Genomic DNA, 26,020 nt, shown 5'->3' on the forward strand with positions numbered 1-26,020 from the left:
ACGGGAGTAGTGAACGGGAGTGGTGAACGGAGCCGCGACCGGGATGTGCGCTGACTGGGCGGGGTAGTCCCGTAGCACTACGCTGTCCCGACCATCGCACAAACCCGTACAACCCCGATGGAGAGCGAGCCCGTCTTGGCCTGTGACCTCTGGCTGGTCCCCCTCGTCGACGTGCTGTGCCACAGCCCCGACAACCCGTTCGCCGACGAGATCGCGTCGTACGACAAGGCCCTCACCGATGCCGGTCTGCCCACCATTCCCGTCTTCGCCTACATGCCGGGCCTCTCGGGCGACGTCGCGCCCATCGCCGGCTTCGACTACGACGCCCTGCACTTCCTGCGCCGGGCCTATCTGCTCCAGCTCTGCGGCCTGGCGGTGACGCCGGTCGACGAACTGGGCGGCGACTACGAGCAATTGCTGGAGATGTTCGAGTCGACGGCCCAGCAGTCGCATCTGGTCTGGCACTACGACCACGCGGGGGCCTACGTCCCCGTCGACTTCCAGGTCCCGCTCTCGAACGAGGAACTCCTCGCGGCCGGCGGCCCCTTGGGCTCGACGCAGGGCCTCCTGCGCGAGCTCGAGTACGTGGCCCCCTCGATCGGCATCGACCCCGCCAACCCCCCGGCCGCCCCGGCCCCGCCGGCGCGCCCGACCTCCCTGGAGGAGCCGGCGGGGCCGATCCCGTACGACGAGAGCCCGTTCGCGCGCGAACGCCACGTCTGGCTGGGCCTGCACGCGGCGGCCACACGCAGCCTCGGCCAGGGCTCCATGATCATCTTCAGCTGACGCGCGGGCCACGGCCCTCGGGCCGCGGACCCGCCGTGCGCCTGCCGTGCGCCGGCCGGGCACCGCCGTCACGGCGGGCGCGGCCGGCGGGGTCGGTGCGGGCGGTGCGGGGGCCGTGCGGCTGGCGGGTCCGGCGCGGGTCAGCGCGGCTCCGGCGGCCGCTGCCTCGGCATGTTCGGCCGGGTCGGCGGTGTGAGCGGGAAGCGGCCTGAGGGGTGGCCGTTCTCCGGGCGCGGCGCCGTGCCCGCGTGCGAATGCAGCACCTGCGGGGCCGGGCCGGAGCGGAACTCGACCATCCAGTCCGCCGTCTCCGCCCGTACGAGCTCGGTGATGTCCTCCGAGAAGCGGCGCAGCACCCCGAGGCACCGCTCCGCCGCCTCGCTCGCCGTGCCCTCGGTCGGGCCGAGCACCTCGCGCACGCTCTCCGACGCCCAGTCGAACTGGAGCGCCTGGAGGCGTCGCTGCACCGCCTGGGCCGCGGCGACCCCCCGCATCCAGCCGGACGTCAGGCCGAAGTACCGGTCGCAGGCCAGGCACGCCCCGGCCAGCAGCAGCGAGAGATAGCCCCAGCCCGCGGCGCCCGACAGCACGTCGGTGAGGTCGAGGAGCGGCAGCGCGGCGCCCGCGATCACGCCCAGGGCCGTACCGACGCGCAGCACCCGGGCCCAGCGGCGCTTGCGGGCCCGGTCGGAGAGGTACCACTCCGCGGTGCGCAGCGCGTTCGACTCGACCCAGCGGTACAGCTCGTCGAGTCGCTCCGCGGGCTCGCCCCAGTCCCCGAGCGGGAAGGGCCGCCCCGTCAGGTCGCCGTGCGCGTCCAGGCTCTCCCGGGCGGGGGCGCCCTCGCTGCGAGAGACCCCGTTCTCCTCCCGGGCCGACCCCCCAGGCTGCATCTCCGGCTGGCTCACCGGGGCACTCCTCTGCGCTCTGCGTGACTGCACTGCGTGGCTACGCATTGCTCTGCGTGACTGTTGCGTCCGTACCGTGCTAACCCTGCGTGACGTGCGATGCGCGCGTGGGTTCTGATGCGCAGGGTCTTCCTACCGCCGAATGGTGGGCCGCGGGGGCGAAATCCCGGTATTTCCGCCCGCACGAGGGTCCTGGTCGGGTAGGGGGAGGCCGGACGCTCTCACTCGAAAGAGTTGGTGACGAGCGGGCGGGGCGGGGCGCTCCGGGACCACGTAGGCTCGGTTTACCGAACATTCGTCGTCGAAATGCCAGGAGTGACCGTGATTCCCGGTGGTGGCCAGCCCAATATGCAGCAGCTGCTCCAGCAGGCCCAGAAGATGCAGCAGGATCTCGCCCGGGCACAGGAGGAACTCGCGGCGACCGAGGTCGACGGCCAGGCGGGCGGCGGTCTCGTCAAGGCGACCGTGACCGGCTCCGGGGAGCTGAGGGCGCTCGTCATCGACCCCAAGGCGGTGGACCCGGAGGACACCGAGACCCTCGCGGACCTCGTCGTCGCCGCCGTCCAGGCCGCGAACGAGAACGCGCAGCTCCTCCAGCAGCAGAAGCTCGGGCCGCTGGCACAGGGTCTGGGCGGCGGCGGGATCCCGGGCCTGCCGTTCTGATCCGTTCGTTCCGGAGTCATCCATTCCGGAGTCGTTCGAATTCGGAGCCGCCGTTCGGATCCGGAGCCGTCCGGATCCCGGCGTACACGCGCCGGTAAGGCGTACGCGCTTCTATGGCGTACGCCCAGCTACTACCGTAGCCATCGAGCCGTAACCATCGAAGCAGTCCCGGAGACCGGAGAGTCCCGGAGAACCGGAGAGGCGTTCCGTTGTACGAAGGCGTGGTTCAGGACCTGATCGACGAACTGGGCAGGCTGCCCGGCGTCGGTCCCAAGAGCGCGCAGCGGATCGCCTTCCACATCCTCCAGGCCGAGCCCACCGACGTCCGCCGCCTCGCCCACGCCCTCCTTGAGGTGAAGGACAAGGTCCGCTTCTGCGCCGTGTGCGGCAACGTCGCGCAGCAGGAGCAGTGCAACATCTGCCGGGACGCACGCCGCGACCTGGCGGTCATCTGCGTGGTCGAGGAACCCAAGGACGTCGTGGCGATCGAGCGGACCCGCGAGTTCCGCGGTCGCTACCACGTCCTGGGCGGCGCGATCAGCCCGATCGAGGGCGTCGGCCCGGACGATCTGCGGATCCGCGAGCTCCTCACGAGGCTCGCGGACGGCGCGGTCACCGAGCTGATCCTGGCGACCGACCCCAACCTCGAGGGCGAGGCCACCGCCACCTACCTGGCGCGCATGATCAAGCCCATGGGGCTGAAGGTGACGCGTCTCGCCAGCGGACTTCCCGTTGGCGGCGATCTCGAATACGCCGACGAGGTCACGCTCGGGCGTGCCTTCGAGGGGAGACGACTTCTCGATGTCTGACGCAACGCTGCACTCCGCCACGCAGGATCCGGACGACTTCGCGGTCCAGATCGCCGACTCGATCGAGAGCTTCATCGTCGCCACCACGGAAGTGGCGAAGGGCGACGAACCCGACAGTGCGGTGCCCTTCCTGCTGCTGGAGGTCTCGCAGCTGCTGCTCGCTGGCGGCCGGCTCGGCGCGCACGAGGACATCGTCCCGGAGGAGCGGTACGAGACGGACACCGGCCCCGACCAGGACGTGGACGAGCTGCGCGAGCGGTTCGCGGTCCTGCTCGACCCGGTCGACGTCTTCTCCGAGGTCTTCGACCCGTACGAGCCGCGCAAGGCGCCGGTCCCGTGCCGGATCTCCGACAACCTCGCGGACGTCGTCACGGACCTCCGCCACGGCCTCGCCCACTACCGCGCGGGCCGCACCACCGAGGCGCTGTGGTGGTGGCAGTTCTCGTACTTCTCCAACTGGGGACCGACGGCGTCGGCCACCCTGCGCGCACTCCAGTCGCTCGTCTCGCACGTCCGCCTCGACCAGCCCCTCGCGGAGCTGGACGGCCTCGACACGGACGAGGACCTGCCCGACGACGACCTGGCGGAGGAGGCCGGGCGCGTGATGGTCGAGGAGATCGCGGGGCCGCTGGGGCTGCGGAAGGTCCGTACCGCCCGCTAGACGGTATCCCGGGGGTTCTCGGGTTCCTTTGGTGCCCTGGGGTGTCCCGGGGTGCCCGGGGCGTGCTCGGGCTGTAGCAGAAGCGATACGTTCCGGCTGGTCCCACGGGGTGTCCGGCACCGCTAGGTTGGCGGTCCTTCGACGTTCAACGTACGGGTGCTGGGGGCTGGGGAATGGTGGACCGCATGGGACGACGACGTACTGCGCACAGAGCTGCCGCCGCGGTGGTCGTGGCGGCGGCTCTGCTGTCGGGCTGCGGCCCCGAGTCGTCCCCGGCGGGCGGTGCCGGAGAGGTCTCCGACGTACCGTCCGTGTCCACGACGCCGCCCCTGACCCCGGCGGCATCGCCCTCGGCAACGCCCTCGCCCTCGGCTCCTGTCTCGGCGACCCCGCAGACGGGCCCTTCCGGGTACGAGGGCTCCGCGGCACCGTCCACGCGGCCCGTGACACCCACGGCGAAGCCGAAGGCCCCCTCCCGGCCGACCAAGCTCACCATGTTCGCCTCCGCCCCGGGCGGCAGGCTCGACCTGGCGCGGGGCGGCCCCGCCAAGGAGTTCACGGTCTCCGTCCACAACGGCAACACGCGTGCGTACGCCGAGGTCGCCGTGGCCTTCCAGATGGAGATCATGGAGAGCGCCAACGGCAGGTCCTCCGCCCAGAACGGCTTCGTCGTCGAGCGCCGTGATCCGGCGACGGGCCGCTGGACCAACGTAGAACTGCGCGTCGCCAACGACGTCCAGCCGCTCTGGCTCACCGCGACCGGGAGTCCGCTCGCCCTCGAAGCCTCCCGCGTCGAGCGCTACCGGATCCGCGCGGTCCCGACCGGGCCCGCCGGCTCCATGCCCCTCATGATCAAACTGGTGGACGCGGCGGCGCCCGACGACGCGTGGGAGACCGCCTTCCTCGGCAACGCCTCGCTCATGGTGAGCGCGAAGAGCTGATCCCGCGCGGGGAGCCGGTCCCGCCCGAGGAACTGGTCCCGCGCGAGGGGCCGGGCCGGTGTGAGGGCCGGGCCGGTGTGAAGCGGCCCACACTCCGCGTACCCGGCCGCTGCCGCGGGCAGGCGGGAGCCCGAGCGGTCAGGAGCGCTCCGCCCCGGCGGCAGCCGCCACTGTGCCGGATGATCACGTCGTGAGCGGGACATCTCACGATGCGATACCTACCGGGCGTTCCTGGCTCGCTCGTTAAACTGAGCCGACCGCAGTGATGACTGCGGCACAGACCGAGCGAGGAGCGCACGTGGGCCTGGTCGTGCAGAAGTACGGAGGTTCCTCCGTTGCCGATGCCGAAGGCATCAAGCGCGTCGCCAAGCGGATCGTCGATGCCAAGAAGAACGGCCACCAGGTGGTCGTCGTGGTCTCGGCGATGGGCGACACGACGGACGAGCTGATCGATCTCGCCGAGCAGGTATCCCCCATCCCTGCCGGACGCGAGTTCGACATGCTGCTGACCGCCGGAGAGCGGATCTCCATGGCCCTGCTGGCGATGGCGATCAAAAACCTGGGCCACGAGGCCCAGTCGTTCACGGGCAGCCAGGCAGGTGTCATCACCGACTCGGTCCACAACAAAGCGCGCATCATCGATGTGACGCCGGGCCGCATCCGTACGGCGCTCGATGAGGGCAACATCGCCATCGTCGCCGGCTTCCAGGGCGTGTCCCAGGACAAGAAGGACATCACCACCCTCGGCCGCGGCGGCTCCGACACGACCGCCGTCGCGCTGGCCGCCGCGCTGGACGCCGAGGTCTGCGAGATCTACACCGATGTGGACGGCGTCTTCACCGCCGACCCGCGGGTCGTGAAGAAGGCCCGCAAGATCGACTGGATCTCCTTCGAGGACATGCTGGAGCTCGCCAGCTCCGGCTCCAAGGTGCTGCTGCACCGCTGCGTCGAGTACGCACGCCGATACAACATCCCGATCCACGTCCGCTCGTCCTTCTCGGGACTGCAGGGCACCTGGGTCAGCAACGAGCCGCACTCCGACGAAAAGGGTCCCAAGGTGGAGCAGGCCATCATCTCCGGTGTCGCCCACGACACCTCCGAGGCGAAGATCACCGTCGTCGGCGTCCCGGACAAGCCGGGCGAGGCCGCCGCCATCTTCCGCACCATCGCGGACAACGAGATCAACATCGACATGGTGGTGCAGAACGTCTCCGCCGCGTCGACCGGTCTCACCGACATCTCCTTCACCCTCCCGAAGACGGAGGGCCGCAAAGCGATCGACGCGCTGGAGAAGACCAAGGACGCCATCGGCTTCGAGTCGCTGCGCTACGACGACCAGATCGCCAAGATCTCGCTCGTCGGCGCGGGCATGAAGACCAACCCGGGCGTCACCGCTTCGTTCTTCGAGGCGCTCTCCGACGCGGGCGTGAACATCGAGCTGATCTCGACCTCCGAGATCCGCATCTCGGTCGTCACGCGCGCGGACGACGTCAAGGAGGCCGTGCAGGCCGTCCACACCGCCTTCGGTCTGGACAGCGACTCCGACGAGGCGGTCGTCTACGGAGGCACCGGACGGTGACCGCAGCGCGCCGGCCCCCGGTGGTCGCACGATGAACCGCCCTGTCGCCGGGCCGCGCAAGCCCGCGCTCGCGGTCGTCGGCGCGACCGGGGCCGTCGGCGCGGTGATGCTCCAGATCCTGTCCCAGCGTGCGGACGTGTGGGGCGAGATACGCCTGGTCGCCTCGGTGCGCTCGGCCGGCCGCAAGCTGTCCGTGCGCGGCGAGGAGACCGAGGTCGTCGCGCTCTCCGAGGAGGCGCTGACAGGCATCGACGTCGCGCTGTTCCTGGTGCCGGCCCAGGTGGCCGCCCAGTGGGCGCCGATCGCCGCCGCCAAGGGTGCTGTCGTCGTGGACAATTCAGCTGCTTTCCGGCTGGACCCGGATGTTCCGCTCGTTGTGCCCGAGATCAACCCCCATGCCGTACGGGTCCGTCCGCGCGGCATCGTCGCGAGCCCCGGCGACACCACCCTGGCCATGATCGTCGCGGTGGGCGCGCTGCATGCCGAGTTCGGCGTGGACGAGCTCGTCGTCTCCGCGTACCAGGCGGTCAGCGGCGCCGGGCTCGGCGGCGTCGAGGCGCTGCGCACCCAGCTCGCCGTGGTCGCGGGCACGGAACTGGGCACGCACCCCGGCGATGTGCGCCGCGCCGTCGGCGACGGCACCGGTCCGTTCCCCGCCCCCATGGCGCTCAACGTGGTGCCGTGGTCCGGGGCGCTCGCGGAGGACGGCTGGTCCACCGAGGAGCTCGCGATCAGGGCCGAGACGCGCAAGATCCTGGACCTGCCCGAACTCAGGGTCTCCGCGACGTGTGTGCGGGTGCCGGTCGTCACCGCCCACTCGGTCTCCGTGCATGCCCGTTTCGAGCGCGAGGTGAGCGTCGAGCGGGCGCACGAGATCCTCGCCACCTCGCCCGGCGTGGTGCTCTGCGACGACCCTGGCGCGGGGGAGTTCCCCACGCCCGCGGATGTGGTCGGGACCGATCCGACCTGGGTCGGCCGGGTCCGGCGGGCCATGGACGATCCGCGTGCGCTCGAACTCTTCGTGTGCGGCGACAACTTGCGCAAGGGCGCTGCGCTGAACACCGCCCAGATCGCCGAGGCGATCGCCAGGAGCCTGCCCGAGAGCGGTGCCGCGCCGGTCCCCGTAGCGGAATTCTGAGTACCGCTCATCGCAGATGTTTGTAGGATCTGTGAACACCCTGTGAGCAAGTCTCTTGCATGTACCACTTGAACTGGGGTGATGGCATGTTCGACGATGCTTTCCTGCCATTCTGCAACCGGTGGGCGGGTGGGAAGCGTCTTTGCGGTCGCCCCTTCATGGTGCCGCGATAAATGGGGCATTGGGGAAGAGCGATTACGCATGAGGGCATACGGTGCACCGTCAAAAGCGGTGGCGCGCGCGTACAACCCTGACGGGGGGAAGCGTGTCCAACAGGCGTGGCAGAGGTACTCGACATCACAGCGGTGGTCCCGGTGCGCGGCAGAGCGGCCGTGCTGCCGCCCCGCGTCGTCGGCGTGGCCGGCGGGGTCCCGGTGCGCGGAGCCGCAGTGCGTCCGCTCCGGCGTCCCCGGACGGCCGGCGGCATGCCGGTGATCGCCCCCATGCCCTCCACTCGTCCCACCGGCATCCCGTCGCAGCGCGAGGGCGCTGACGACGCGATGGCCGCAGGCACGACCGTCGACCACCTCACCGAGACCTACCGCGCCCACTACCGGTCGCTGCTCGGCCTCGCCGCGCTCCTGCTCGACGACACCGCGTCCTGCGAGGACGTCGTCCAGGAGGCGTTCATCCGCGTCCACTCGGCGCGCAGAAGGGTCCGGGACCCCGAGAAGACCCTCGCCTACCTCCGGCAGACCGTCGTCAATCTGTCGCGCTCCGCGCTGCGCCGGCGGATCCTCGGGCTGAAGCTGCTCTCCAAGCCGATGCCGGACATGGCGAGCGCCGAAGAGGGCGCGTACGACCAGCTGGAGCGGGACGCGCTGATCAAGGCGATGCGCGGGCTCCAGCGGCGCCAGCGCGAGGTCCTCGTGCTGCGGTACTTCGCGGACATGACGGAGGCTCAGGTCGCCGAGACCCTGGGCATCTCGCTGGGCTCGGTGAAGGCGTACGGCTCGCGGGGCATCGCGGCGCTGCGCGTCGCCATGGGGGCCTCGGCATGAACAGACGAGAGCACGGCCGCGAAGACGGGAACGGGCACGATTTCGGGCCAGAGGGCGGGTCCGGGCATGATCGTGGGCGGGAAGCTGAGCTGTACGGGCCGGACGGGCCGTTGAACGACCGGACTGGGAACGGAATTGTGAACCACGGGCCGCTGGACGACATGCACGGCAAGCGGGAGAACGGGCGAGATGCCGGCCCGCTGGGCGGCGACGCACCGGGCCGCGCGGCGGGCGACGCGCTCGGCCGCGGTGATGGCCTGGACGGGCTCCGGGCCGCGCTCGGAGGTACCGCCTTCGGAGGCGGGGCTTCGGGCGGCTCTCCGGGTGGCGTTTCGGGCGGGGCTTCGGGTGGCTCTTCGGGTGGGGCTTCGGGCGGAGAGGAGCTGGACGCGCTGGGCGGCGACGAACTGGCCCTGCGCCGGATGCTCCACGACGCCGTCGACGACCTGGCTCCCTCCGACGGTGCCCTCGACCACCTCCGCAAGGCCGTGCCGGCTCGGCGCGCCCGCAAGCGGCAGGCGCTCGTCGGCCTGGCGGCCTCGGTGATCCTGCTCGGCACCGCCGTCCCGGCGTTCGTCCACGTCGCCAACACCGGTGGTCTCTCGGGCGACCTGACCGGCATCAACGCCGGTCACGGCGAGGAGGCCCAGGGCGGCACCGGCACCGAGACCGGCGGCGAGGAAGGCGAGCAGGGCACCGGCGGCTTCAGCGGGGAGACCCCGGGCTCCGCCGGCACGGCCGACGCGTCCCAGAAGCCGGTGCTGCCGGGCGTCGGCTCGGCCTCCGCGTCACCGGGCGCCACCGTCGTCCCGGCGGACAGCATTCCCGCCACCACGCCCACCTGCTCATCGGGTCAGCTCGGTGTGGACAGGACGGAACTCGGCGCCCCTGACACCGAGGGCAAGGTGTACGGCACGTTCCGCATCGCCAATGTCTCCGGCACCGAATGCGCGGTCACCGGCGGCGGCACGGTCGCCGTGCAGGCGATCGGCGCGGCCGACGCGGCGAAGATCAGTGTGGTCGAGCACACGGCGGGCGACGCCGCGAGCGGCCTGCCCGACCCGGCCTCCCAGGCCGGCGCGCTCGTCCTCAAGCCCGCGACGTCGTACGAGGTGAAGTTCGCCTTCGTGCCCTCCGAGACCTGTCCCACGACCGGCGAACCCTCGCCCGACCCCTCGCCCACGGACGGCGCTTCGGGCATGACCGACGGCGCGGGGTCGAGCACCACCGAGACCCAGCTCGGCACCGCGGACGGCGGCGGCACGGCGGACGGCAGCATCTCGGTCGCGCACACCCCGGAGGCCGGAGCCCCGGTCGCCGAGACGACCATTCCGAACGCCTGCGCAGGAACGATCTACCGCACAGGCGTGCTGAACGCCCCCTGACGCGACCGCCCGGGGTGGGTGAGGGCACGTGAGGGGTACGCCGGGTCGGGCTGCGGACGACGCGGCCCGCCCCGCGCTCTACGCCGGGTCGAGACCGAGCGCCTGGTCCTTCGCCGCCTCAGCCTCGCGCCGCACGAAGCGGAACCACATGAACAGCACGAAGCCCGCGAACGCGAACCACTCCAACGTGTAGCCGAGGTTCTGGAACGCCTTCAGGTCGAGCGTGCTGCCCCGCGGCGCCGCCGCGGGCACGGGCTTCATCCCGTCCGGTGCGGCGGGCAGCGTGATCCACGCGTCGTACACGTCGTCCGGCACCAGATTCACCAGCGACGCCGCGCTGATCATGCCCAGCCGCCCGGGCGCCGCCCCGCCGGCAGCGCTCGCCCCGTCGCTGCTCGTCGTCTCGGACGCCTGCAGGGCGCCGGTCACCGTCACCTCGCCGGCGGGCGCGGCCGGCGCCTTCGCCCCGGCGGGCAGCCAGCCGCGCACGACCGGCAGGGCCTTGCCGCTGCCGGTGCGCAGCAGCGTCAGCACATACGAGCCGCGCTTGCCGTCCAGCTGCCGCTCCGGCACGAGGAACTGCTCCCCGTACCGGCCGGTCGCCGTCGCGTGCCGCCCCGATGTCTCCTTGTCGACGGGCAGCAGCTCGTCGAGCGGCACGGCGGCCCGCTTGCCGGGGTCGGGCCGCTGCTCGGCGGCCCGGTGTGTGTCGACGCGGTCCTCGAACCTGCCGAGCTGCCAGGTCCCCATGAAGACGCAGAAGGGGATGCTCAGCGCGACGAACACATTGATTCCCCACCAGCGGGGAGTCAGCAGGAACCGGTACACCCCTCCACGGTACGGAACGCCGCTCCTACTTCCGTCCTCGGGTCCTCCCTCGGGTCCTCGTTCGGGTCCTCCTTCGTGTCCCCCTCGTGTCCTCGATTCCGCGGAGTGTCCGCGGCTCTACTTCAGATGCCGCTCGGCGAAGGCCAGCTCCAGCCGCACCTGCTTGATGCGCTCCTCGACCACCAGCGAGCCGTGCCCCGCGTCGTACCGGTACACCTCGTGCACGGCGTCCCTGGCCGCGAGGCGGTCCACATAGTTCTCGACCTGGCGGATCGGGCAGCGCGGGTCGTTGACCCCCGCCGAGATGTAAACCGGCACCTTCACCGCGTCGACGTAGGTGATCGGCGACGACGCCTCGTACCGCTCGGGCACCTCTTCCGGAGTGCCGCCCAGAAGCGTGCGGTCCATCGCCTTGAGGGCCTCCATCTCGTCGTGGTACGCCGTCACGTAGTCCGCGACGGGCACCGCGGCGAGCCCCAGCGCCCAGGCGTCCGGCTGGGTGCCGAGCCCGAGCAGGGTCAGATAGCCGCCCCACGAGCCGCCCGCCAGCACCAGCTTCGCCGGGTCGGCGAGCCCGGAGGCCACGGCCCACTCACGGACCGCCGCGATGTCCTCCAGCTCGATCAGACCCACCCGGTGCTTGAGCGCGTCCGTCCACTCCCGCCCGTACCCCGTCGAGCCCCGGTAGTTCACCCGCACCACCGCATAGCCGTGGTCCACCCAGGCGGCGGGACCGGCCGCGAACGCGTCGCTGTCGTGCCACGTCGGGCCGCCGTGGATCTCGAAGACCGTCGGGAACGGGCCCTCGCCCGCCGGCCGCTGCACCAGCGCGTGGATCCGGCCGCCCGGCCCGTCCACCCACGCGTCCTCCACCGCCACCGAGCCCGGTGCCTGTATCCCCGGCGGGTCCAGCACCTCCCGGCCCGTCGTGGAGCGCACCTTCGGCGGCTGCGCGGCCGAGGACCACAGATACTCGACCGTGCCGTCCGGCCGGGCCGTCGCGCCCGAGACGGAGCCCGCCGGGGTCTCCACCCGGGTCAGCTCCCGTATCACCGGGTCGAAGCGCCACAGCTCACTGCGCGCCTCGAAGCTGTGCCCGATCAGCAGGGCCGAGCCGTCCGGATACCACTCGGCGCTCACATCGCCCGGCAGCTCGATCGCCAGGTCGGTCTGCTCGCCGGTCGCCACGTCCCACAGCATCGGCTCCCAGCGTCCGCGCCGCTGGTGCCCCACCAGCAGCCGGGTGTCCCCGTCCACCGGGGCGAAGCCCAGCACCTCCAGGCCCAGCTCGACCGTGCCGCCCTCGGTGTCGTCCAGCTCCGCGACCAGCGAACCCGCCCCATCGCTCGCGGCGTGGGAGGTGCCGCCGATCCGGACCACGCGCAGCGCCGAGTGCATCGCGTCGCCGTGCTCCGTGTGCTCGATGGCGACCAGCGTCCCGTCGTGCGAAAGATCACCGACGCCGGCCGACTCCCGGTGCCGGTAGATCTCGACGGGGTCGGCCCCGGGCCGGACGACGTGGATCGTCGTGCCCTCCTCGTCCGTCGAGCGGCCGACCACCGCCGTGCCGTCCCGCCCGAGCGCCAGCCCCGCGCTGTACGAGGAGGGGAGACCGGGGGCCGCGGGCTCGTCGGCCCCGCCGCCGAAGGGCTGCCGCAGCCACACCCCGAACTCGTCCCCGTCCCGGTCCGAGAACCACCAGACCCACTCGCCGTCGGGGGTCAGCACGCCGTCCGTCGTCCCGTTCGGCCGGTCGGTCACCTGGCGCTGCTCGCCGGTCGCGCGATCCCAGGCATACAGCTCGTACGTCCCCGTCGCGTTCGAGACGAAGAGCGAGCGGTCCGGGGCGTCCTCCGCCCAGTCGGGGAGCGAGACGCGCGGTGCCCGGAAGCGCCGCTCCCAGTCGGGCATGCCGCCGGCGGACGCCGGCGCGGTGCTCGGCACGGGCTCGGAGGAGGAGCCCGGCGTGGACTCGGTGATCTCAGTCATGCCCCCCATTCTGCGCCGCCCCGCCCACAAACCGTTCGCGTCGTCCGCAGCCTGTGGATAACCTCCGCGGCATGTACTCACCGCCTCCGGCCGACTGGCGCGAGACGAATCGTTCCCGCTGGGACGAACGCGTCCCCATCCACGTCGCGGGCGACTTCTACGACCTCGCGGCCTTCCGCGCGGGTGAGGACTCGCTGCGCGACTTCGAGACGGCCGAGGCAGGCGACGTCTCCGGCCGCTCCCTGCTCCACCTCCAGTGCCACATCGGCCTGGACACCCTCTCGTGGGCCCGCCGCGGCGCCTCTCGCGTCGTCGGACTCGACTTCTCCGAGCCCGCCGTCGAAGCCGCCCGCACACTCGCCGCGGACCTCGGCCTCGGCCCCGACAGGGCGGCGTTCGTCGCCGCCGACGTGTACGACGCGGCCGAGGCCGTGCCCGACACCTCGTACGACATCGTCTACACCGGCGTCGGCGCACTGAACTGGCTCCCCGACGTCACCCGCTGGGCCGAGACGGCCGCCGCGCTCGTCGCACCGGGCGGCTTCCTCTACCTCGCCGAGTTCCACCCGCTGACCGACAGCCTCGACGACGCGACCGGCTCCCGGGTCACGCACGACTACTTCGCCCGCGACGCCTGGATCGACGAGACCCCGGGCACGTACGCGGACTTCGACGCACGGACCGTCCACAACCGCAGCGTGGAGTGGCAGCACCCGATAGGCGAGGTCGTCTCGGCCATCGCCGCCGCCGGTCTGCGCATCGAGTTCCTGCACGAGCACGACGTCTCGCTCTTCGCGCGCTTCGGCTCGCTGAGGCGCCACGACGACGGCTACCACCGCTTCCCGGCGGACCGCCCGCGCATCCCGCTGATGTACTCGCTGAAGGCGACGAAGCAGGCCACGGGCTGATGTCCGGCGGCGGGTCCGCACTCCCCCGTACAACCCTGCCGGGGACCCGCGAGCGGATCCGCGGCAGGCGGCCTGCGTCCGGTTCAGGCGCGAGTGCCGGGCGACTGGCACGTCCCCCTGGTCGGGCGCTGCCGAGCGCCGAGCGCCGAGCGCCGCGGAGCCGGGCGTCACCGGTCGGCGACGTAGGCGACGAGCTTCGCCATGTTGCCGGTGAAGGCCGAGGTCGTGATCCCCTGGGCGCTCTCACCCGGCTGGTACGGCGGCTCCGCCGGCGGATCGGCGGGGTTGTAGGGGGAGGTGTCGTATGTGTCGCCGACGTGCTTGCTCATATAGGCCGTGCCGTCGTACGGGGTGCGGGGAGCCGGGCCGCGGTACGGGTTGGTCGTGGTGCCCACCGGGGTGATCCAGTGGTCCTTGGTGCCGAGACCGGTCACGAGGGCGTCCGCCTGCGCGTCGGTCACCACGGGGAGCGTGAACTCGGCCTCCCGGAAGAGATCCGTCGGTTCGAGGTCGCGGATGCCGAAGTACCGGGGGAGTTCGTACGGGCTGCCGGGGGTGAGCGGGGACCGGGCGCGCAGCTCCGCCACCTCCGCGCGGCCCATCGCCATCAGCTCCTCGTACGTCGACCTGAGGCCGGCGATGTCGACGGAGCGGCCGCCGGAGTAGTGGCTGAGCGTGTTCCGGTGGTCGTGGTCGTAGTAGTAGGCGCCGTTGCGGATGTTGGAGCCGAAGCGGTGGACGAACCGGGCGCGGTTGGTGCCCAGTTCGACGAAGGTCGGGTGCGTGCTGTTCTTCAGCAGCGGGTTCTCGCCCTTCTGCTCATCGGTGAGCGGGCAGCTCTCCAGCCACGCGATGGCCTCCGGTACGCGCCGCAGATAGGCGTGGTCGCCGGTCAGCCGGAAGTAGTGGAAGAGCTGGCGGACATTGGTCTGGGTGGTGTGGGTGGTCAGCGCCCGCGGCTCGTAGGAACGCGCTCCGGCGGGCGCTCCCGCGGGGCGGCCGTTCACGGCGTGGGCGAGGTGCTGGAGGCCCCAGCCGGCCTGGGGGCCGGGCTGCTGGAGCCGGTGCAGACAGGCCATGGCGCGCAGCACGGGCCGGTTCAGGTCCCGCCGCCCCAGCGTCGCGGCGCACATGAGCAGGAACTTGATGTTCTCGCCCAGCACGTCGTCGTTGAAGGTGACGTGCCGGGTGTAGTCGCCGTCCTCCATGCCGTGCCCGACGTCGCCGGGCAGCCAGGACGGCCGGGCGTCGGGCCAGGGGGTGTCACTGACCGAGCCGGAGAACGCGGGGAAGCGCTGCGGCCAGCCGCCGTCCGCGGGTCCGCCGCGCAGCTGTGCCCTGAGCATGAAGTCGATCACGCGGTTCAGCGCCGCCCTGAACGCGGGGTGCCTGCGCTCCACGTACAGGCGCAGGATCAGCTGGGCGGCGGCGGAGGTGCCTGCGTCGTCGAACGTGGCGTTGCCGTAGAAGTGCTGGAACTCCTCCAGCCGCCAGCCGTTGGCACCGATCGTGTCGTACCACCGGCGCAGCGCGCCCTCGCCGGCGAAGTCATGGATGTAGTTCCAGCCGCCTATGGGCAGTTGGGCCGCGACGAGCGCGAGCCCGGTGCGCTCCGCCGCACGGTAGAAGGTCTCGTCGCCGGTCGCGTGGTAGGCGTCGAGCAGGCTGTGTCCGACGGTGGGGGTGCCGGGCGGCTGGACCCAGCACATGGTGCGCCGTGCCTCCATCTCGCCCCAGGTGGCGGAGAGATCGGGCAGATAGCTCCACACGTAGCCGCCGCGGTACGAGACCTGTTCATCCATGAAAACGGCCGCGCGGCTCATCGCGTGGGCGGCACCGCGCGTCGCGGACGGCGCGGGGGACGGCGCGTGTGCCAGTGCGGGGGACGGGCGGGCGGGTGCCTGCGCCGCGTGTGCCGGTGCGGCCGGGAGCCCCGACAGCGCGCCGAGGAGCACGGGTGCGGCGGCGAACCGGCCGAAGGTCCTGCGGTTCATGGGCGTCGTCATGGGGTGCGCCTCCAGGCACGGCGGAAGCCGCAACTGCGTTGCGGGGGAAGGGGGGAGTGGCTGCCCCTACGCCTACCACCCGCTCTTCGCGGTGCTCAAGAGTTCGTATCAATGATTTTTGTTCATATCCATGACCGGTGGTGGTGTGGCGGGTCAGCGGGTGCTGACCAGCGTCGCGTACACGACGACGTTGCCCAGGTAGCCGGCCGTCCTGCTGTAGCCGCCGCCGCAGGTGATGATCCGCAACTGCGGCACGGCCGAACTCCCGTACACCTTCCGGCTCGGGAAGCCCTTCCGCGGGTGGATCTCGACGGCGTCGACCTTGAAAGCGGCGGTGTGCCGGTCCCGGCGCGTCACCTCGACCGTGCTGCCCTTGCGCAGCGCCCCGAGCGAGAAGAACACGGCGCGGCCCGACGGAGTGTCGACGTGCCCGGCCACGACGGCGGTGCCGGCCTCGCCCGGTGCGGGCCCCTTGGCGTACCAGCCGGCGACGTTCGCCTTGTCCGCCGGCGGGACGTCCAGTGAGCCGGCCGCGTCCAGCGCGAGCTTCATCACCGGCGCGTCCACGCCGATCGCGGGGATGCGCAGCCTGGCCGGCTCGGCGCGGGAGCGGTCGCCGTTCCTGTTGCTCGAACGGTACGGCGGCGCATGACGGACCGCCGGCCCGTGCGCGGCCGGCGGTGCCGCGGACGCGGTGCCGGCCTGGGCCGGTTGCGGCTGCGGAGCCGTCTCGCCGTTCAGTCCCTGCACCAGCAGATAGACGCCGGCGCACAGGACGGCGACGAGGGATTTCTTCGACGGGGAGAATGCGGAAAGCGCGCGTCCCATGGAGGTCACGCTCCGGGTCCGGGGAAGGGGTGGTCGGTACGCGGGGTGGTGCGTGAAGGGGTGAGTGGGGCGGTGCGTGAAGCGGTGGGTGGGGCGGTGGTTGAAGCAGGGGTGAAGCGGCGGCGGTGTGCCGGAGGGAGGCGGCGCGGACCCGCCCCGGCCGGGCGGGCCCGCGCCGACGGTCGGCGAAGGGCGGTCGGTGAAGAGCGGTCGGTGAAGAGCGGTCGGTCAGCCGGCCGCGCCGGCCCGCCGCCGCCTTGCGACCAGGCCGCCCGCCGCACCGAGGATCAGTGCGGAGCCCGCCGCGATCTCGGTGCCACTCATCCCGCCGGCACCGCCGAATCCCCCGCGGACCGCGCCCTCCGGCTGGCGGGCGACCTCGAACTCGGTCATCACCCGCGTCGCCGGGGGGCACTTGACGGTGATCGAGTAGACGCCGTCCGCGGCATCGTCGGGAACGGTGAACTCACCGGCGAGTTCACCCTCGTTGTCGCTCTCGGTCAGGTTGATCTGACCGCCCGCCTCCGCCTGGCCCTTGGCGTAGCCACCCGACTCGCAGGCCGAGGTGCTGACGGTGACGGTGGAGCCCGGGTATGCCACGTCGGGGCTGACATGGACATCGGACTCGTCGGCGACCGCCGCCGCGCCCGGGAGACCGAAAGCAATGACGGTCAAGGCGCCAACGGCGAGTACACGTGCAGTACGCATTTTCACCACCCTCCGACAAGCGCGGGGGGCGGGACCTGATGTCCCGACGAGGACGCCGCGCTCCAGGCCCCAAGAAAATCAGCTGAAATGATCAAAAGACCGACACGAAACGCACGGGGGTGTGCGCGCCGGATCCCGGCCGGACCATTCGCACAGGTCGCGCGGGCCGCGATACGCCCAATGACGGAATATCAGATTTATGCGGCGAACGGGTGGCGCGGCCGGCGGCGACGGGGCGCGGTGGATCGCGTCGGGTGCAGGCCGCGGTGGGGCGGTGGGGGCGACGGCGGTGGTGGTCTGCGGGCCTTCACCAGCGGCGACCTGACGGACCGTAAAACCGCGGGAAGCCCAGGTGCCCGCGTCGTTACGACGACGAGAATCCGCAGCTCCTGGCCGCTCCCGCGCGGGTGGCGCGGGCGCCGCGGCCGGTCCGGTGGAGGCCGAGCTGGGTGAGGAGATCGCACGGCTGCTCGCCGAGTACGAGGAGCAGATGGAGGCCCTCCAGTTCCGCAAGGCCGCGGCCGCGCTGCGCGCGCTGTGGTCCGCGGGCAAGGCGTATCTGGAGGACAGTCCCCCTGGCTGGAGATCATGAACCTGATCCATCTGTACGGGGTCGTCTCCGAGCCGGTCATCCCGGCCACGGCCGCTGCCATGCGCGGTGCCTTCGCGCTGCCGGGCGACACCGCGCTGCCGCCCGGCACCACGGCGCCGGGCGGCGCCGAAGCCTCGGCCCGGGCGTGGGTGAGTGCCGAGGAGGCCAGGGCGCTGGACGCGGTCCCGGCCGGCACCGCCTTCACCGTCCCGCCGGTGCTCTTCGCGAAGATCGCGGTGGAGGACCTTGCGGCGTACCGCGACCGCTTCGGCGGCGCGGAAGCGGCCGCCTGACCGGTCTCCTCCGCTCTCGGCCGCCCGGTCGTTCCGCACTCGTTGCCGGAGCGGCAACGAACGTTGCCGCTTCGGCCGGCGGGTCGCAGGGTGGGCGGTATGACTGAGACGGACAAGCAAGCCATGGCGGGCGGTCTCCACAACGCCGCGGGCGCCTCCTCCGTAGTGGATGTGGTGGTGGTCGGCGGCGGCGCGGCCGGGCTGTCGGCCGCGCTGACCCTGACCAGGGCCCGGCGCTCGGTGCTGGTGATCGACTCCGGGGAGCCGCGCAACGCGCCTGCCGCCGCGGTCCACGGATACCTTTCCCGCGACGGCCTCCCGCCGGAAGACCTGCTGCGGACCGGCCGCCAGGAGGTCACCGGCTACGGCGGGCGCATCGTGGCGGACCGCGTCACCGGGGCCCGCCGGGACGGCGAGCGCTTCGCCGTGGACACCGCGGGCGGCGGCCGGTTCACGGCACGGCGGCTGCTGGTGACGACCGGCCTGGTCGACCGGCTTCCGGATGTGCCCGGCCTGCGGGAGCTGTGGGGGCGTGACGTCCTGCACTGCCCGTACTGCCACGGCTGGGAGGTACGGGACGCGCCGATCGGCGTACTGGCGACCGGCCCCTGGGCCGCCCACCAGGCGCTGCTGTTCCGGCAGTGGTCGCCGGACGTGACCGTGTTCCTGCACACCGCGGGCGATCCGACGGACGAACAGTGGGAGCAGCTGGCCGCACGCGACATCGCCGTGGTCGACGGCGAGGTCGTCGGGCTCGACACCGACGGCGGCGACGACGGAGACCGCCTCTCGGGCGTACGGCTGGCCTCGGGCACGCGGGTGCCGGTGCGGGCCCTGGCCGTGGCACCGCGCTTCGAGGCGCGCGGCGAGGTGCTCGCGGAGCTCGGCCTGACGAGCGTGGACCATCCCATGGGCATGGGCAGCTACGTCGAGTCGGACGCGAGCGGGTTCACCGGCGTCGCCGGGGTGTGGGTCGCGGGCAACGTCACCGACCTCATGGCCGGTGTCGCCGTGTCCGCGGCCTCCGGGATGCAGGCCGCGATCGCGATCAACGCGGATCTCGTGGCCGCCGACGCCGCCGCGGCGGTGGCCCGCCGCACGGTGGCGTCCGGCCGGGCACCCTTCGGCCCGGCCGCGGAGGCCGTCGCCTGCGAACGGGTCCTCGGTGAACGCCGGCACGGCATCGACACCGTGATCGGTGCCCGGGGTACGGGGCGCCCCTCTGGCGATTGACTCTTCGGGGTGAGCACGTGTCGACACAACCGGTGACCGGGTACGCCCTGAGTGCCACCGCGCCTTCCTCCTGCCCCGTCCTCAGGGCCCCGTTCCCTTCCCCGGGGCCCTGCGTACGGCCCGTTCCTCCCGGCCGACTCCGAGGCTCTTCGTGTGGCCTGTGACACGTCTGTGACAGTCGGCGGACGCCGTCATGACGTCCCCCCGGCAGCCTTTTGGAAAGAGGGCAAATAGCAGTAATTCAGACATTTGCTCCCTGCTTCCGAGGGTGTGAGCAGGACGATCGAACCGATGCGTCGGAGGAAATCCCATGAGCCTCACCCTCGCCACCCCCTCCACCCACTCCACCGAGGCCCCCGCCCCCGCCCTGGCCCCGCGCGAGCGGGAAACCCTCCGCCACATCGCCGCCGGCCGCACCTACCTCCAGACGGCCCGCCACATGGGTCTCTCCAAGCACACGGTCGACGCCTACCTGCGCCGCATCCGGGCCAAGCTCGACATCAACACCACGGCGGAGCTCACCCGCCTGGCGATCTCCCTCGGCCTGTGACCCCGTCCCCCGGGGCGGGGGCCTGGTCGGCCTCGCTCAACGGATCAGGGCCGGTGACTCGACGGAGTCACCGGCCCTGATCCGTTGAGCCAAGGCATGTCGAGCTCGCCTGCCACAGCCCACAGCCCACAGCCCACAGCCACCGCTATCGGCGTCGGCGAAGGGGCGGCAGCTCACGACAGATCACCCAGAGGCTGACCAGCACCAGCAGCGCTCCGCCGATCGGCCACCCCACGGAGGCGCCGGCGCGGTAGTCCCTGACGCCGAACCAAAGAAAGAGGACGGACGGGGGGAGCCCCACCCAGTCGAGTGCTCTGCTCAATCTCGCGGGGAACGAAGGCTCGTGCACAGCCTGATCCTGGCAGTCGCCTGCACCCGCCACTAGATCCGAAGCACCAGATCCGAAGAAGGACGACCGAGAAATCCCCCGCGAGCAGGTGAGATCGATCATGCGGTACGGCATACATCCACCTGCTGCGTTCTCCGACGAGCCGCCGTCAGCGCTGCGCCCGAACAGTCGGGCGCTCGGGCGTTCGGCCGACACCGCCCATCCGCAGTAAGGAGCTGTCATGCAAGCCATCGCTGTGTCGGACCGCGACGCCGGTATCGCCGGGCTGTCGCTGACGGACCTGCCGTACCCCCACGCGGCCGAGAACGACGTCATCGTGCGGGTGCACGCCGCGGGCTTCACGCCCGGGGAGCTGGACTGGCCGGGCACCTGGACCGATCGCTCGGGCCGCGACCGTACGCCCAGCGTGCCCGGGCACGAGGTGTCGGGTGTCGTCGTCGAGCTGGGGTACGGCACCACCGGCCTGACCGTCGGCCAGCGGGTGTTCGGTCTGACCGACTGGACCCGCAACGGCTCGCTCGCCGAGCACGTCGCGGTCGAGGCCCGCAACCTCGCTCCGCTGCCGGCGGACGTCGACCACACCGTGGCCGCCGCGCTGCCGGTCTCCGGCCTGACCGCCTGGCAGGGCCTGTTCGACCACGGCCGCCTCACCACCGGCCAGACCGCCCTGATCCACGGTGCCGCGGGCGGCGTCGGATCGATCGCGGTGCAGCTCGCCCGGGAGGCCGGCGCCCGTGTCATCGGCACCGGCCGGTCCGCCGACCGGGACACGGTGCTCGCACTCGGCGCCGACGCCTTCCTCGACCTTCGGACCGAGACGCTGGAGGACGTCGGCGAGGTCGACGTCGTGCTCGACGTGATCGGTGGAGACGTCCTCGCCCGCTCCGCCGCCCTGGTGCGGGCCGGCGGCACGCTCGTCACCATCGCCACGCCGCCCGACGTCCGCCCCAGGGAGGGGCGGGCCGTCTTCTTCGTCGTCGAACCCGACCGCGCCCGGCTCGCCGACCTTGCCACCCGGCTGAGGGACGGCCGCCTCAGGCCGGTTGTCGGTGACGTACTGCCGCTCGCCGAGGCAGCCGCCGCATTCGCTCCGGCCACGCGCACCCTCGGCAAGACGATCATCCGTGTCGCCGAGGACTGAACGCCCCCGAAGGACCATTCCGCGGCGCAGGCCGCCCGAACGAAGCGAAGGACCCATGACGGACACCCACCGCGTCAACATCGGAAAGCAGCACCCGGCCGCCTACAAGGCCCTCATCGCCCTGTCGACGGAAGTGGAGAGCAAGGCCGCCGCGGCGGGCCTCGACCCGCTCCTGGTCGAGCTGTTGAAGATCCGCACCTCCCAGATCAACGGCTGCGCGTACTGCCTGCGCATGCACACCCGCGACGCCGTCAAGAAGGGTGAGAGCCCCGACCGGATCGCCGTGCTGCCGGCGTGGGGAGAGACCGGCTACTTCTCCGAGACCGACCGCGCCGCCCTCCGCCTGACCGAGGCGATCACACGCGTGTGGGACGGACACGTCAGCGACGAGGACTACGACGCCGCGGCGGCCGTACTCACCGGGGAACAGGTCTCGGCGGTCTCCTGGCTGGCGACGGTGATGAACGCCTTCAGCCGTGTCGCGATCACCAGCCGGTACCCCGTGGGCGGCTGACCACCCCGGGCGTTTCTCGGGATGATCACCCTTGCCGTCGCCTATCCGCGGTATGCCTCCATCAGCCGCAGCCACACCTCGCTGATCGTCGGGAAGGCGGGCACCGCGTGCCACAGCCGTTCGACCGGCACCTCGCTGATGACCGCGATGGTCGCGGAGTGCAGCAGTTCCCCGACGCCGGGGCCCACGAAGGTGGCACCGACCAGGGTGCCGCGGTCCAGGTCGACCACCATGCGGGCCTTTCCGCGGTATCCCTCCGCGTACTGGACCGCACCGGCCACACTGCGGAAGTCGTTGTCCACCACCTTGACCCGGCGTCCGGAGCGTTCCGCCTCCCGCGCGCTCAGACCGACGGCCGCGACCTCGGGGTCCGTGAAGACCACCTGGGGCACGGCCTCGCTGTCGGCGGTCGCGACGTGCGTGCCCCACCTGCTCTCGTCGAGCGGTTCGCCGTTGACGCGGGCCCCGATCACGGCGCCCGCGATCCGGGCCTGGTACTTGCCCTGATGTGTCATCAGGGCACGGTGGTTGACATCGCCGACCGCGTAGAGCCAGCCGTCCTCGATCGCGCCGACCCGGAAGGTGTCGTCGACCTTCAGCCAGTCGCCCGGGGCGAGACCGATGGTCTCCAGGCCGATGTCCCGGGTGCGTGGCGCCCGGCCGATCGCGAACAGGATCTCGTCGGCCGCCAGTCGGCCCCCGTCCGCCAGCGTGATACGCACCTCGCCGCCGGGGCCGTCCTCCCGCGCCACGGACGTGACGGCGGTCCCGAGGCGCACGTCCACGCCCGCCTCGCGCAACGCCTCCGCGACCAACTCCCCGGCGAACGCCTCCATCCGCGACAGCAGACCCCCGCCCCGGACCAGCAAGGTCACCTCCGCACCGAGCGCACGCCACGCGGTGGCCATTTCGACGGCCACGACGCCCCCGCCGACCACGACGAGACGCCCCGGCACCGCATCGGCACTGGTGGCCTCACGGCTGGTCCACGGACGCACCTCGTCCAGACGGGGAAGATCCGGCAGCGCCGCACCGGTGCCGGTGCAGACGGCGACCACGTGCCGGGCGGTGAGGGGTACGGTGCCTCCGTCGGGGGTGGTCACCACCACCCGGCGCGGACCGTCGAGGCGGCCATGGCCCCGTACGAGGTCGACGGAGACCGAGTTCAGCCACTCGACCTGGTCCTCGTCGTGCCAGTGGTTGACGATGTCGTCGCGATGAGCGAGGACCGCGGGCACGTCCAGTGGCCCCGCCACCGCCTGCTTCAGCCCCGGAACGCGGCGCGCGTCCGCACGCGCCAGAACCGGCCGGAGCAGCGCCTTGCTGGGCTCGCACGCCCAGAACGAACACTCGCCACCGAGCAGCTCACTCTCCACGATCACGGTGCTGAGACCGGCGGCACTGGTCCTGTCGGCCACGTTCTCCCCGACGGGGCCCGCGCCGATGACGACGACGTCGTATGTGCGGGAGGTGTCGTTCACTGCTGCTCCCTGCGTCTCGTTGCTCATCGCCCGGGAAGCCGGGTCGTCACTTCCTGCAGCACCCAGCCGTTGCCGTCCGGGTCGCTGAACGAGGCGAACGAGCCGTAACTCGCGCGCTCGGGCTCGGGGCCGCTGACCCGCGCCTCCTCCCCGGCGTGATGGAAGACACCGCCGGCGTCATGGAACACCTCGCTCATGTCGGCTCCCCGTTCGACGAGTTCGGCCCGGGCCGCCACGACGTCGTCGACGATCAGATGCAGCCCCTGGACCGAGCCCGGCGCAGCGGTTGTCACCCTGTCGCCGAAGAGGATCGAACACGGCGACCCCGGGGGCGTCAGATGTACCACCCGGAATCCCTCACCGCCCGAGTAGTCGACATCCATGCGAAAGCCCAACCCTTCGTAAAAGGCTTTGGCGCGGTCGACGTCGGAGACGGGCAGTACGACGACTTCCAGCTTCAGATCCATTGGGCCACCTTTTCCCTTACGGCCGCCCCAGGTGACCGCGGCCGCATACTCCCGCCGGGTCCGGCGGCTACGCCTCCAGGTCGAGGCGCACGACCGCCCCGATCTCGATGAGTTGGTCCGGCAGCGCGAGACCGGCAACGCCCATCACGGTGCTGGTGGGGCGGTGCTTTTCGAAGTACTCCGCGTGGAGACGCGCAGCCGTGTCGAAGTCCTGCCGCAGGTTGACGAGTAGCACGGTGGTCTCGACGATCTGGTTGCGAGTGGCTCCGAAGTGCTTCAGTACGAGATCCATGTTGGCGAACGTGGTCCTGGCTTGGAGCTCGAAGTCTCCGGCGCCGATGAAGGTGCCGGCTTCGTCATGAGAAAGCTGTCCGGAGACGTACAGAGTCTCACCTGCCCGCAGTGCCTGGCTGTATCCGTAAAGGGATTCCCATGGCATGCCAAAACCGAATCTCACGGCCTGAACAGTCATGGATCCCTCCATCGATCCAGGGGCTTCCGTGACGCGGCGTGGTGCCTACCTCTTTCGATTCGGCCTTTGGCCCGAGACTCCCACGGCGAAGCGCTATTCCGTAGATCAACCTCTTTCGAGCCTAGCAATATGTCCCGCCGGACGCCTTCCAGCTACGAACGGCGCCCATGCCGCCGAACGTTGCGCGTGACCGGCAATGGCCGCTGCCAGCCGATCGGCGCCGGGGTCGGTGTTGCATGGAGTGACGGTGACGTCGCTGCTTGCGACAGCGGACGCCACTCGGTCCACAGATCCGCCCCGGGTTGTGCGCGAAGGAACCGCGGTCAGCCGTCGAGCAGACCCCGGAGTTCCTCCAACGACAGGTGGGCTTCCGGAACGGCAGCTTCACCGACGAATCGGACACCCTCGGCGGCCAGGACATCCGCGGGTGAGCTCGTACGTGTCGGATCGGTCCACCGGAAGCCTGCGCTGGCGCGACCGGACGCCGTGAGGACCCGCCACGCGTTGGGGCACTGACCACAGGTGGCCAGGTGGGTGCCGACGGGAACGGCGTGGCTGCCGATGACGGACGCCACGTCGCCGTAGGTCGTCCACCGCCCGGAGGGGACGGCGCCCAGAAGGGTGTGGAGGCTTGTCCAGTCCTTGCGGACGCCGTTGAGCTGCTTGGCCAGGTCGGCGAGGCTGGCCCCTGCCAACGTTGCCCATTCACCGGGATCGACCGTGCTCGGGACGTCGTCGGTGTCGACGTCCCACCAGGTCGTCCCCTGGATCCCGTCAGGTGTCCGGCCGGTCACGCTCTTGAAGATGTGGTTGGCCAGTCCGGTCGGGGTGTACAGCATGCCGTCGGCGACCCAGGTAAGAGGTTTGGCGGTGCTGTTGTTCCAGATCGCCGTCGTGCGCCTGTCGTCCTCACCCACCCAGGCGAGGATGGCCTCGCGGATGGATTGCGGCGCACCGTGCCTCGGCGTCAACCGCAGGCTCGTCCCGTCCGGCAGCAGGCCGGCGCCGACGAGGACGTGAGCGGCGTTTCGGGCCCGGGAGCGCTCCTCCAGTTTCCTGGCGGCGGCCTTGGCCTCGACCCGGGCAGGAGCGAGGGTGAACTCCTCGACTTCAGGTGTCGGATAGACCTTGGTGAAGCCGACGACGAGGTGGTCCTCCACCTTCCACAGGCCCACCTGGACGAGGTCGATGTCGAGGTTCATCTCCGACAGCCACACCACCGTGTGGGTCACCTGCTTGGGGAAGTCGGCAGCGATGATCACTTGTCGGGGGCGCTGGAGCAGTTCCGGACTCCAGTCCCCCTCGACATGGTCGAGGAGGTGCTGCCTGCACGTATCGAGTTCGACGGCCTGGCCCCTGCCGGTCAGGAAGTCGCGGTGTGCCTGCGCCAAGGTGTCGAGGTCGAACCGGGATACGAGGGCGGCGTAGGTGATCGCTTGGAGATGTACGTCTCGGTCAGCTGTTCCCCGTTTCAGCTCGACCACCACGAGGCGCCCGGTGGCGTCCAGCCCGAGGACGTCCAGTCGGTCCCGTGCCGGTATCCCGTCCGTGTCGGCCCACCGGTCGAACTCCGCTGTGATCACGAGTACCGACTCACCGAGGACCTGAGGGTTGGCGATCACCCACTCCTGTAGGTGCTGCCGTTCGAGGAGCCCTTCCGCGGCCAGCCCGGTCGGTGAGATCGGTGTTGCCGACCGGCCCGCAACGGCGAAGAGATGATCCACTACTTCCCCCTCATGCGCCCAGCAGTGTCAGGTCGGGCACCCTGAGCCTATGGGCAGGTCGGGCCG

General features: G+C 71.4%; 24 protein-coding genes and 1 pseudogene. 15 read left to right on the forward strand and 10 right to left on the reverse strand.

Features of this window, described 5'->3' with window-relative positions; translation table 11 throughout:
- The first annotated feature begins 135 nt into the window (after window positions 1-135).
- Complete coding sequence (locus KK483_RS19470) at window positions 136-786, forward strand: hypothetical protein (RefSeq protein ID WP_242328887.1); 651 nt, start codon at window positions 136-138, stop codon at window positions 784-786.
- A gap of 140 nt (window positions 787-926) precedes the next feature.
- On the opposite strand, the gene KK483_RS19475 is transcribed toward KK483_RS19470, so the two are convergent.
- Window positions 927-1,694 (reverse strand): SLATT domain-containing protein, encoded by a 768-nt coding sequence (locus KK483_RS19475; RefSeq protein ID WP_262006489.1) that lies wholly within the window; start codon window positions 1,692-1,694, stop codon window positions 927-929.
- A gap of 321 nt (window positions 1,695-2,015) precedes the next feature.
- Between KK483_RS19475 and KK483_RS19480 the strand changes: the two genes are divergently transcribed.
- From KK483_RS19480 to KK483_RS19515, 8 genes are all read left to right on the forward strand, one after another.
- Window positions 2,016-2,357 carry a YbaB/EbfC family nucleoid-associated protein gene (locus KK483_RS19480; protein WP_262006490.1) on the forward strand — a complete coding sequence of 114 codons (342 nt, stop codon included), beginning with the start codon at window positions 2,016-2,018 and terminating at the stop codon, window positions 2,355-2,357.
- Window positions 2,358-2,566: 209 nt separating this feature from the next.
- A complete protein-coding gene (recR, locus tag KK483_RS19485) occupies window positions 2,567-3,166 on the forward strand; it encodes a recombination mediator RecR (RefSeq protein WP_262006491.1) in 600 nt (199 codons plus the stop codon).
- Complete coding sequence (locus tag KK483_RS19490; protein ID WP_262006492.1) at window positions 3,159-3,827, forward strand: DUF5063 domain-containing protein; 669 nt, start codon at window positions 3,159-3,161, stop codon at window positions 3,825-3,827. Before recR ends, KK483_RS19490 begins: the two co-directional genes overlap by 8 nt.
- A 185-nt stretch (window positions 3,828-4,012) precedes the next feature.
- Window positions 4,013-4,768, forward strand: a complete 756-nt coding sequence (locus KK483_RS19495; RefSeq protein ID WP_262006493.1) for a hypothetical protein — start codon at window positions 4,013-4,015, stop codon at window positions 4,766-4,768.
- A gap of 298 nt (window positions 4,769-5,066) precedes the next feature.
- On the forward strand, window positions 5,067-6,347 hold the full coding sequence (locus KK483_RS19500; RefSeq protein ID WP_262006494.1) for an aspartate kinase: 1,281 nt from the start codon (window positions 5,067-5,069) through the stop codon (window positions 6,345-6,347).
- Window positions 6,348-6,378: 31 nt separating this feature from the next.
- Window positions 6,379-7,485, forward strand: coding sequence for an aspartate-semialdehyde dehydrogenase (locus tag KK483_RS19505; RefSeq protein WP_262006495.1), 1,107 nt, complete (start codon window positions 6,379-6,381; stop codon window positions 7,483-7,485).
- Window positions 7,486-7,763: 278 nt separating this feature from the next.
- Entirely contained in the window at window positions 7,764-8,486 is a 723-nt protein-coding gene (locus KK483_RS19510) for a SigE family RNA polymerase sigma factor (protein ID WP_262006496.1), read from the forward strand.
- A gap of 137 nt (window positions 8,487-8,623) precedes the next feature.
- Window positions 8,624-9,871: a hypothetical protein gene (locus tag KK483_RS19515; protein WP_262006497.1), complete on the forward strand. Its 1,248-nt coding sequence runs from the start codon at window positions 8,624-8,626 to the stop codon at window positions 9,869-9,871.
- 78 nt (window positions 9,872-9,949) lie between these two features.
- Here the strand turns inward: KK483_RS19515 and KK483_RS19520 are convergent, their stop codons facing one another.
- A complete protein-coding gene (locus tag KK483_RS19520) occupies window positions 9,950-10,699 on the reverse strand; it encodes an SURF1 family protein (RefSeq protein ID WP_262006498.1) in 750 nt (249 codons plus the stop codon).
- Window positions 10,700-10,816: 117 nt separating this feature from the next.
- Complete coding sequence (locus KK483_RS19525; RefSeq protein WP_399014345.1) at window positions 10,817-12,688, reverse strand: S9 family peptidase; 1,872 nt, start codon at window positions 12,686-12,688, stop codon at window positions 10,817-10,819.
- Between the two features lie 71 nt (window positions 12,689-12,759).
- Here KK483_RS19525 and KK483_RS19530 point away from each other — a divergent pair, with 71 nt between their 5' ends.
- Window positions 12,760-13,596 (forward strand): bifunctional 2-polyprenyl-6-hydroxyphenol methylase/3-demethylubiquinol 3-O-methyltransferase UbiG, encoded by an 837-nt coding sequence (locus tag KK483_RS19530; RefSeq protein WP_262006500.1) that lies wholly within the window; start codon window positions 12,760-12,762, stop codon window positions 13,594-13,596.
- A 167-nt stretch (window positions 13,597-13,763) separates the two neighbouring features.
- On the opposite strand, the gene KK483_RS19535 is transcribed toward KK483_RS19530, so the two are convergent.
- From KK483_RS19535 to KK483_RS19545, 3 genes are all read right to left on the reverse strand, one after another.
- Window positions 13,764-15,602, reverse strand: coding sequence for a pectate lyase (locus KK483_RS19535; protein WP_262006501.1), 1,839 nt, complete (start codon window positions 15,600-15,602; stop codon window positions 13,764-13,766).
- A 153-nt stretch (window positions 15,603-15,755) separates the two neighbouring features.
- A complete protein-coding gene (locus KK483_RS19540) occupies window positions 15,756-16,430 on the reverse strand; it encodes a class F sortase (RefSeq protein WP_262006502.1) in 675 nt (224 codons plus the stop codon).
- 228 nt (window positions 16,431-16,658) lie between these two features.
- Complete coding sequence (locus KK483_RS19545; protein WP_262006503.1) at window positions 16,659-17,138, reverse strand: hypothetical protein; 480 nt, start codon at window positions 17,136-17,138, stop codon at window positions 16,659-16,661.
- A 412-nt stretch (window positions 17,139-17,550) separates the two neighbouring features.
- Here KK483_RS19545 and KK483_RS19550 point away from each other — a divergent pair.
- The 5 genes and pseudogenes from KK483_RS19550 to KK483_RS19570 form a co-directional block, all read left to right on the forward strand.
- Window positions 17,551-18,023 (forward strand): annotated as a pseudogene (locus tag KK483_RS19550) (hypothetical protein); the annotation flags it as partial.
- A gap of 123 nt (window positions 18,024-18,146) precedes the next feature.
- A complete protein-coding gene (locus tag KK483_RS19555) occupies window positions 18,147-19,256 on the forward strand; it encodes an NAD(P)/FAD-dependent oxidoreductase (protein ID WP_262009602.1) in 1,110 nt (369 codons plus the stop codon).
- Between the two features lie 310 nt (window positions 19,257-19,566).
- Complete coding sequence (locus tag KK483_RS19560) at window positions 19,567-19,806, forward strand: response regulator transcription factor (RefSeq protein WP_262006504.1); 240 nt, start codon at window positions 19,567-19,569, stop codon at window positions 19,804-19,806.
- A gap of 569 nt (window positions 19,807-20,375) precedes the next feature.
- The gene (locus KK483_RS19565; protein ID WP_262006505.1) at window positions 20,376-21,296 is read left to right on the forward strand and encodes an NADP-dependent oxidoreductase; all 921 of its coding nucleotides are present in this window, start codon (window positions 20,376-20,378) and stop codon (window positions 21,294-21,296) included.
- A gap of 55 nt (window positions 21,297-21,351) precedes the next feature.
- Window positions 21,352-21,810 carry a carboxymuconolactone decarboxylase family protein gene (locus KK483_RS19570; RefSeq protein ID WP_262006506.1) on the forward strand — a complete coding sequence of 153 codons (459 nt, stop codon included), beginning with the start codon at window positions 21,352-21,354 and terminating at the stop codon, window positions 21,808-21,810.
- A 41-nt stretch (window positions 21,811-21,851) separates the two neighbouring features.
- On the opposite strand, the gene KK483_RS19575 is transcribed toward KK483_RS19570, so the two are convergent.
- The 4 genes from KK483_RS19575 to KK483_RS19590 all read right to left on the reverse strand — a co-directional run bounded on the left by KK483_RS19575 (window position 21,852) and on the right by KK483_RS19590 (window position 25,954).
- The gene (locus KK483_RS19575; protein WP_262006507.1) at window positions 21,852-23,291 is read right to left on the reverse strand and encodes an NAD(P)/FAD-dependent oxidoreductase; all 1,440 of its coding nucleotides are present in this window, start codon (window positions 23,289-23,291) and stop codon (window positions 21,852-21,854) included.
- A 23-nt stretch (window positions 23,292-23,314) separates the two neighbouring features.
- Entirely contained in the window at window positions 23,315-23,758 is a 444-nt protein-coding gene (locus KK483_RS19580) for a VOC family protein (protein WP_262006508.1), read from the reverse strand.
- Window positions 23,759-23,825: 67 nt separating this feature from the next.
- Window positions 23,826-24,197, reverse strand: a complete 372-nt coding sequence (locus KK483_RS19585) for a RidA family protein (RefSeq protein WP_399014349.1) — start codon at window positions 24,195-24,197, stop codon at window positions 23,826-23,828.
- Window positions 24,198-24,553: 356 nt separating this feature from the next.
- A complete protein-coding gene (locus tag KK483_RS19590) occupies window positions 24,554-25,954 on the reverse strand; it encodes an MGMT family protein (RefSeq protein WP_262006510.1) in 1,401 nt (466 codons plus the stop codon).
- Between the last annotated feature and the right edge of the window lie 66 nt (window positions 25,955-26,020).

The organism is Streptomyces sp. FIT100, assembly GCF_024584805.1.
Classification (GTDB): Bacteria; Actinomycetota; Actinomycetes; order Streptomycetales; family Streptomycetaceae; genus Streptomyces.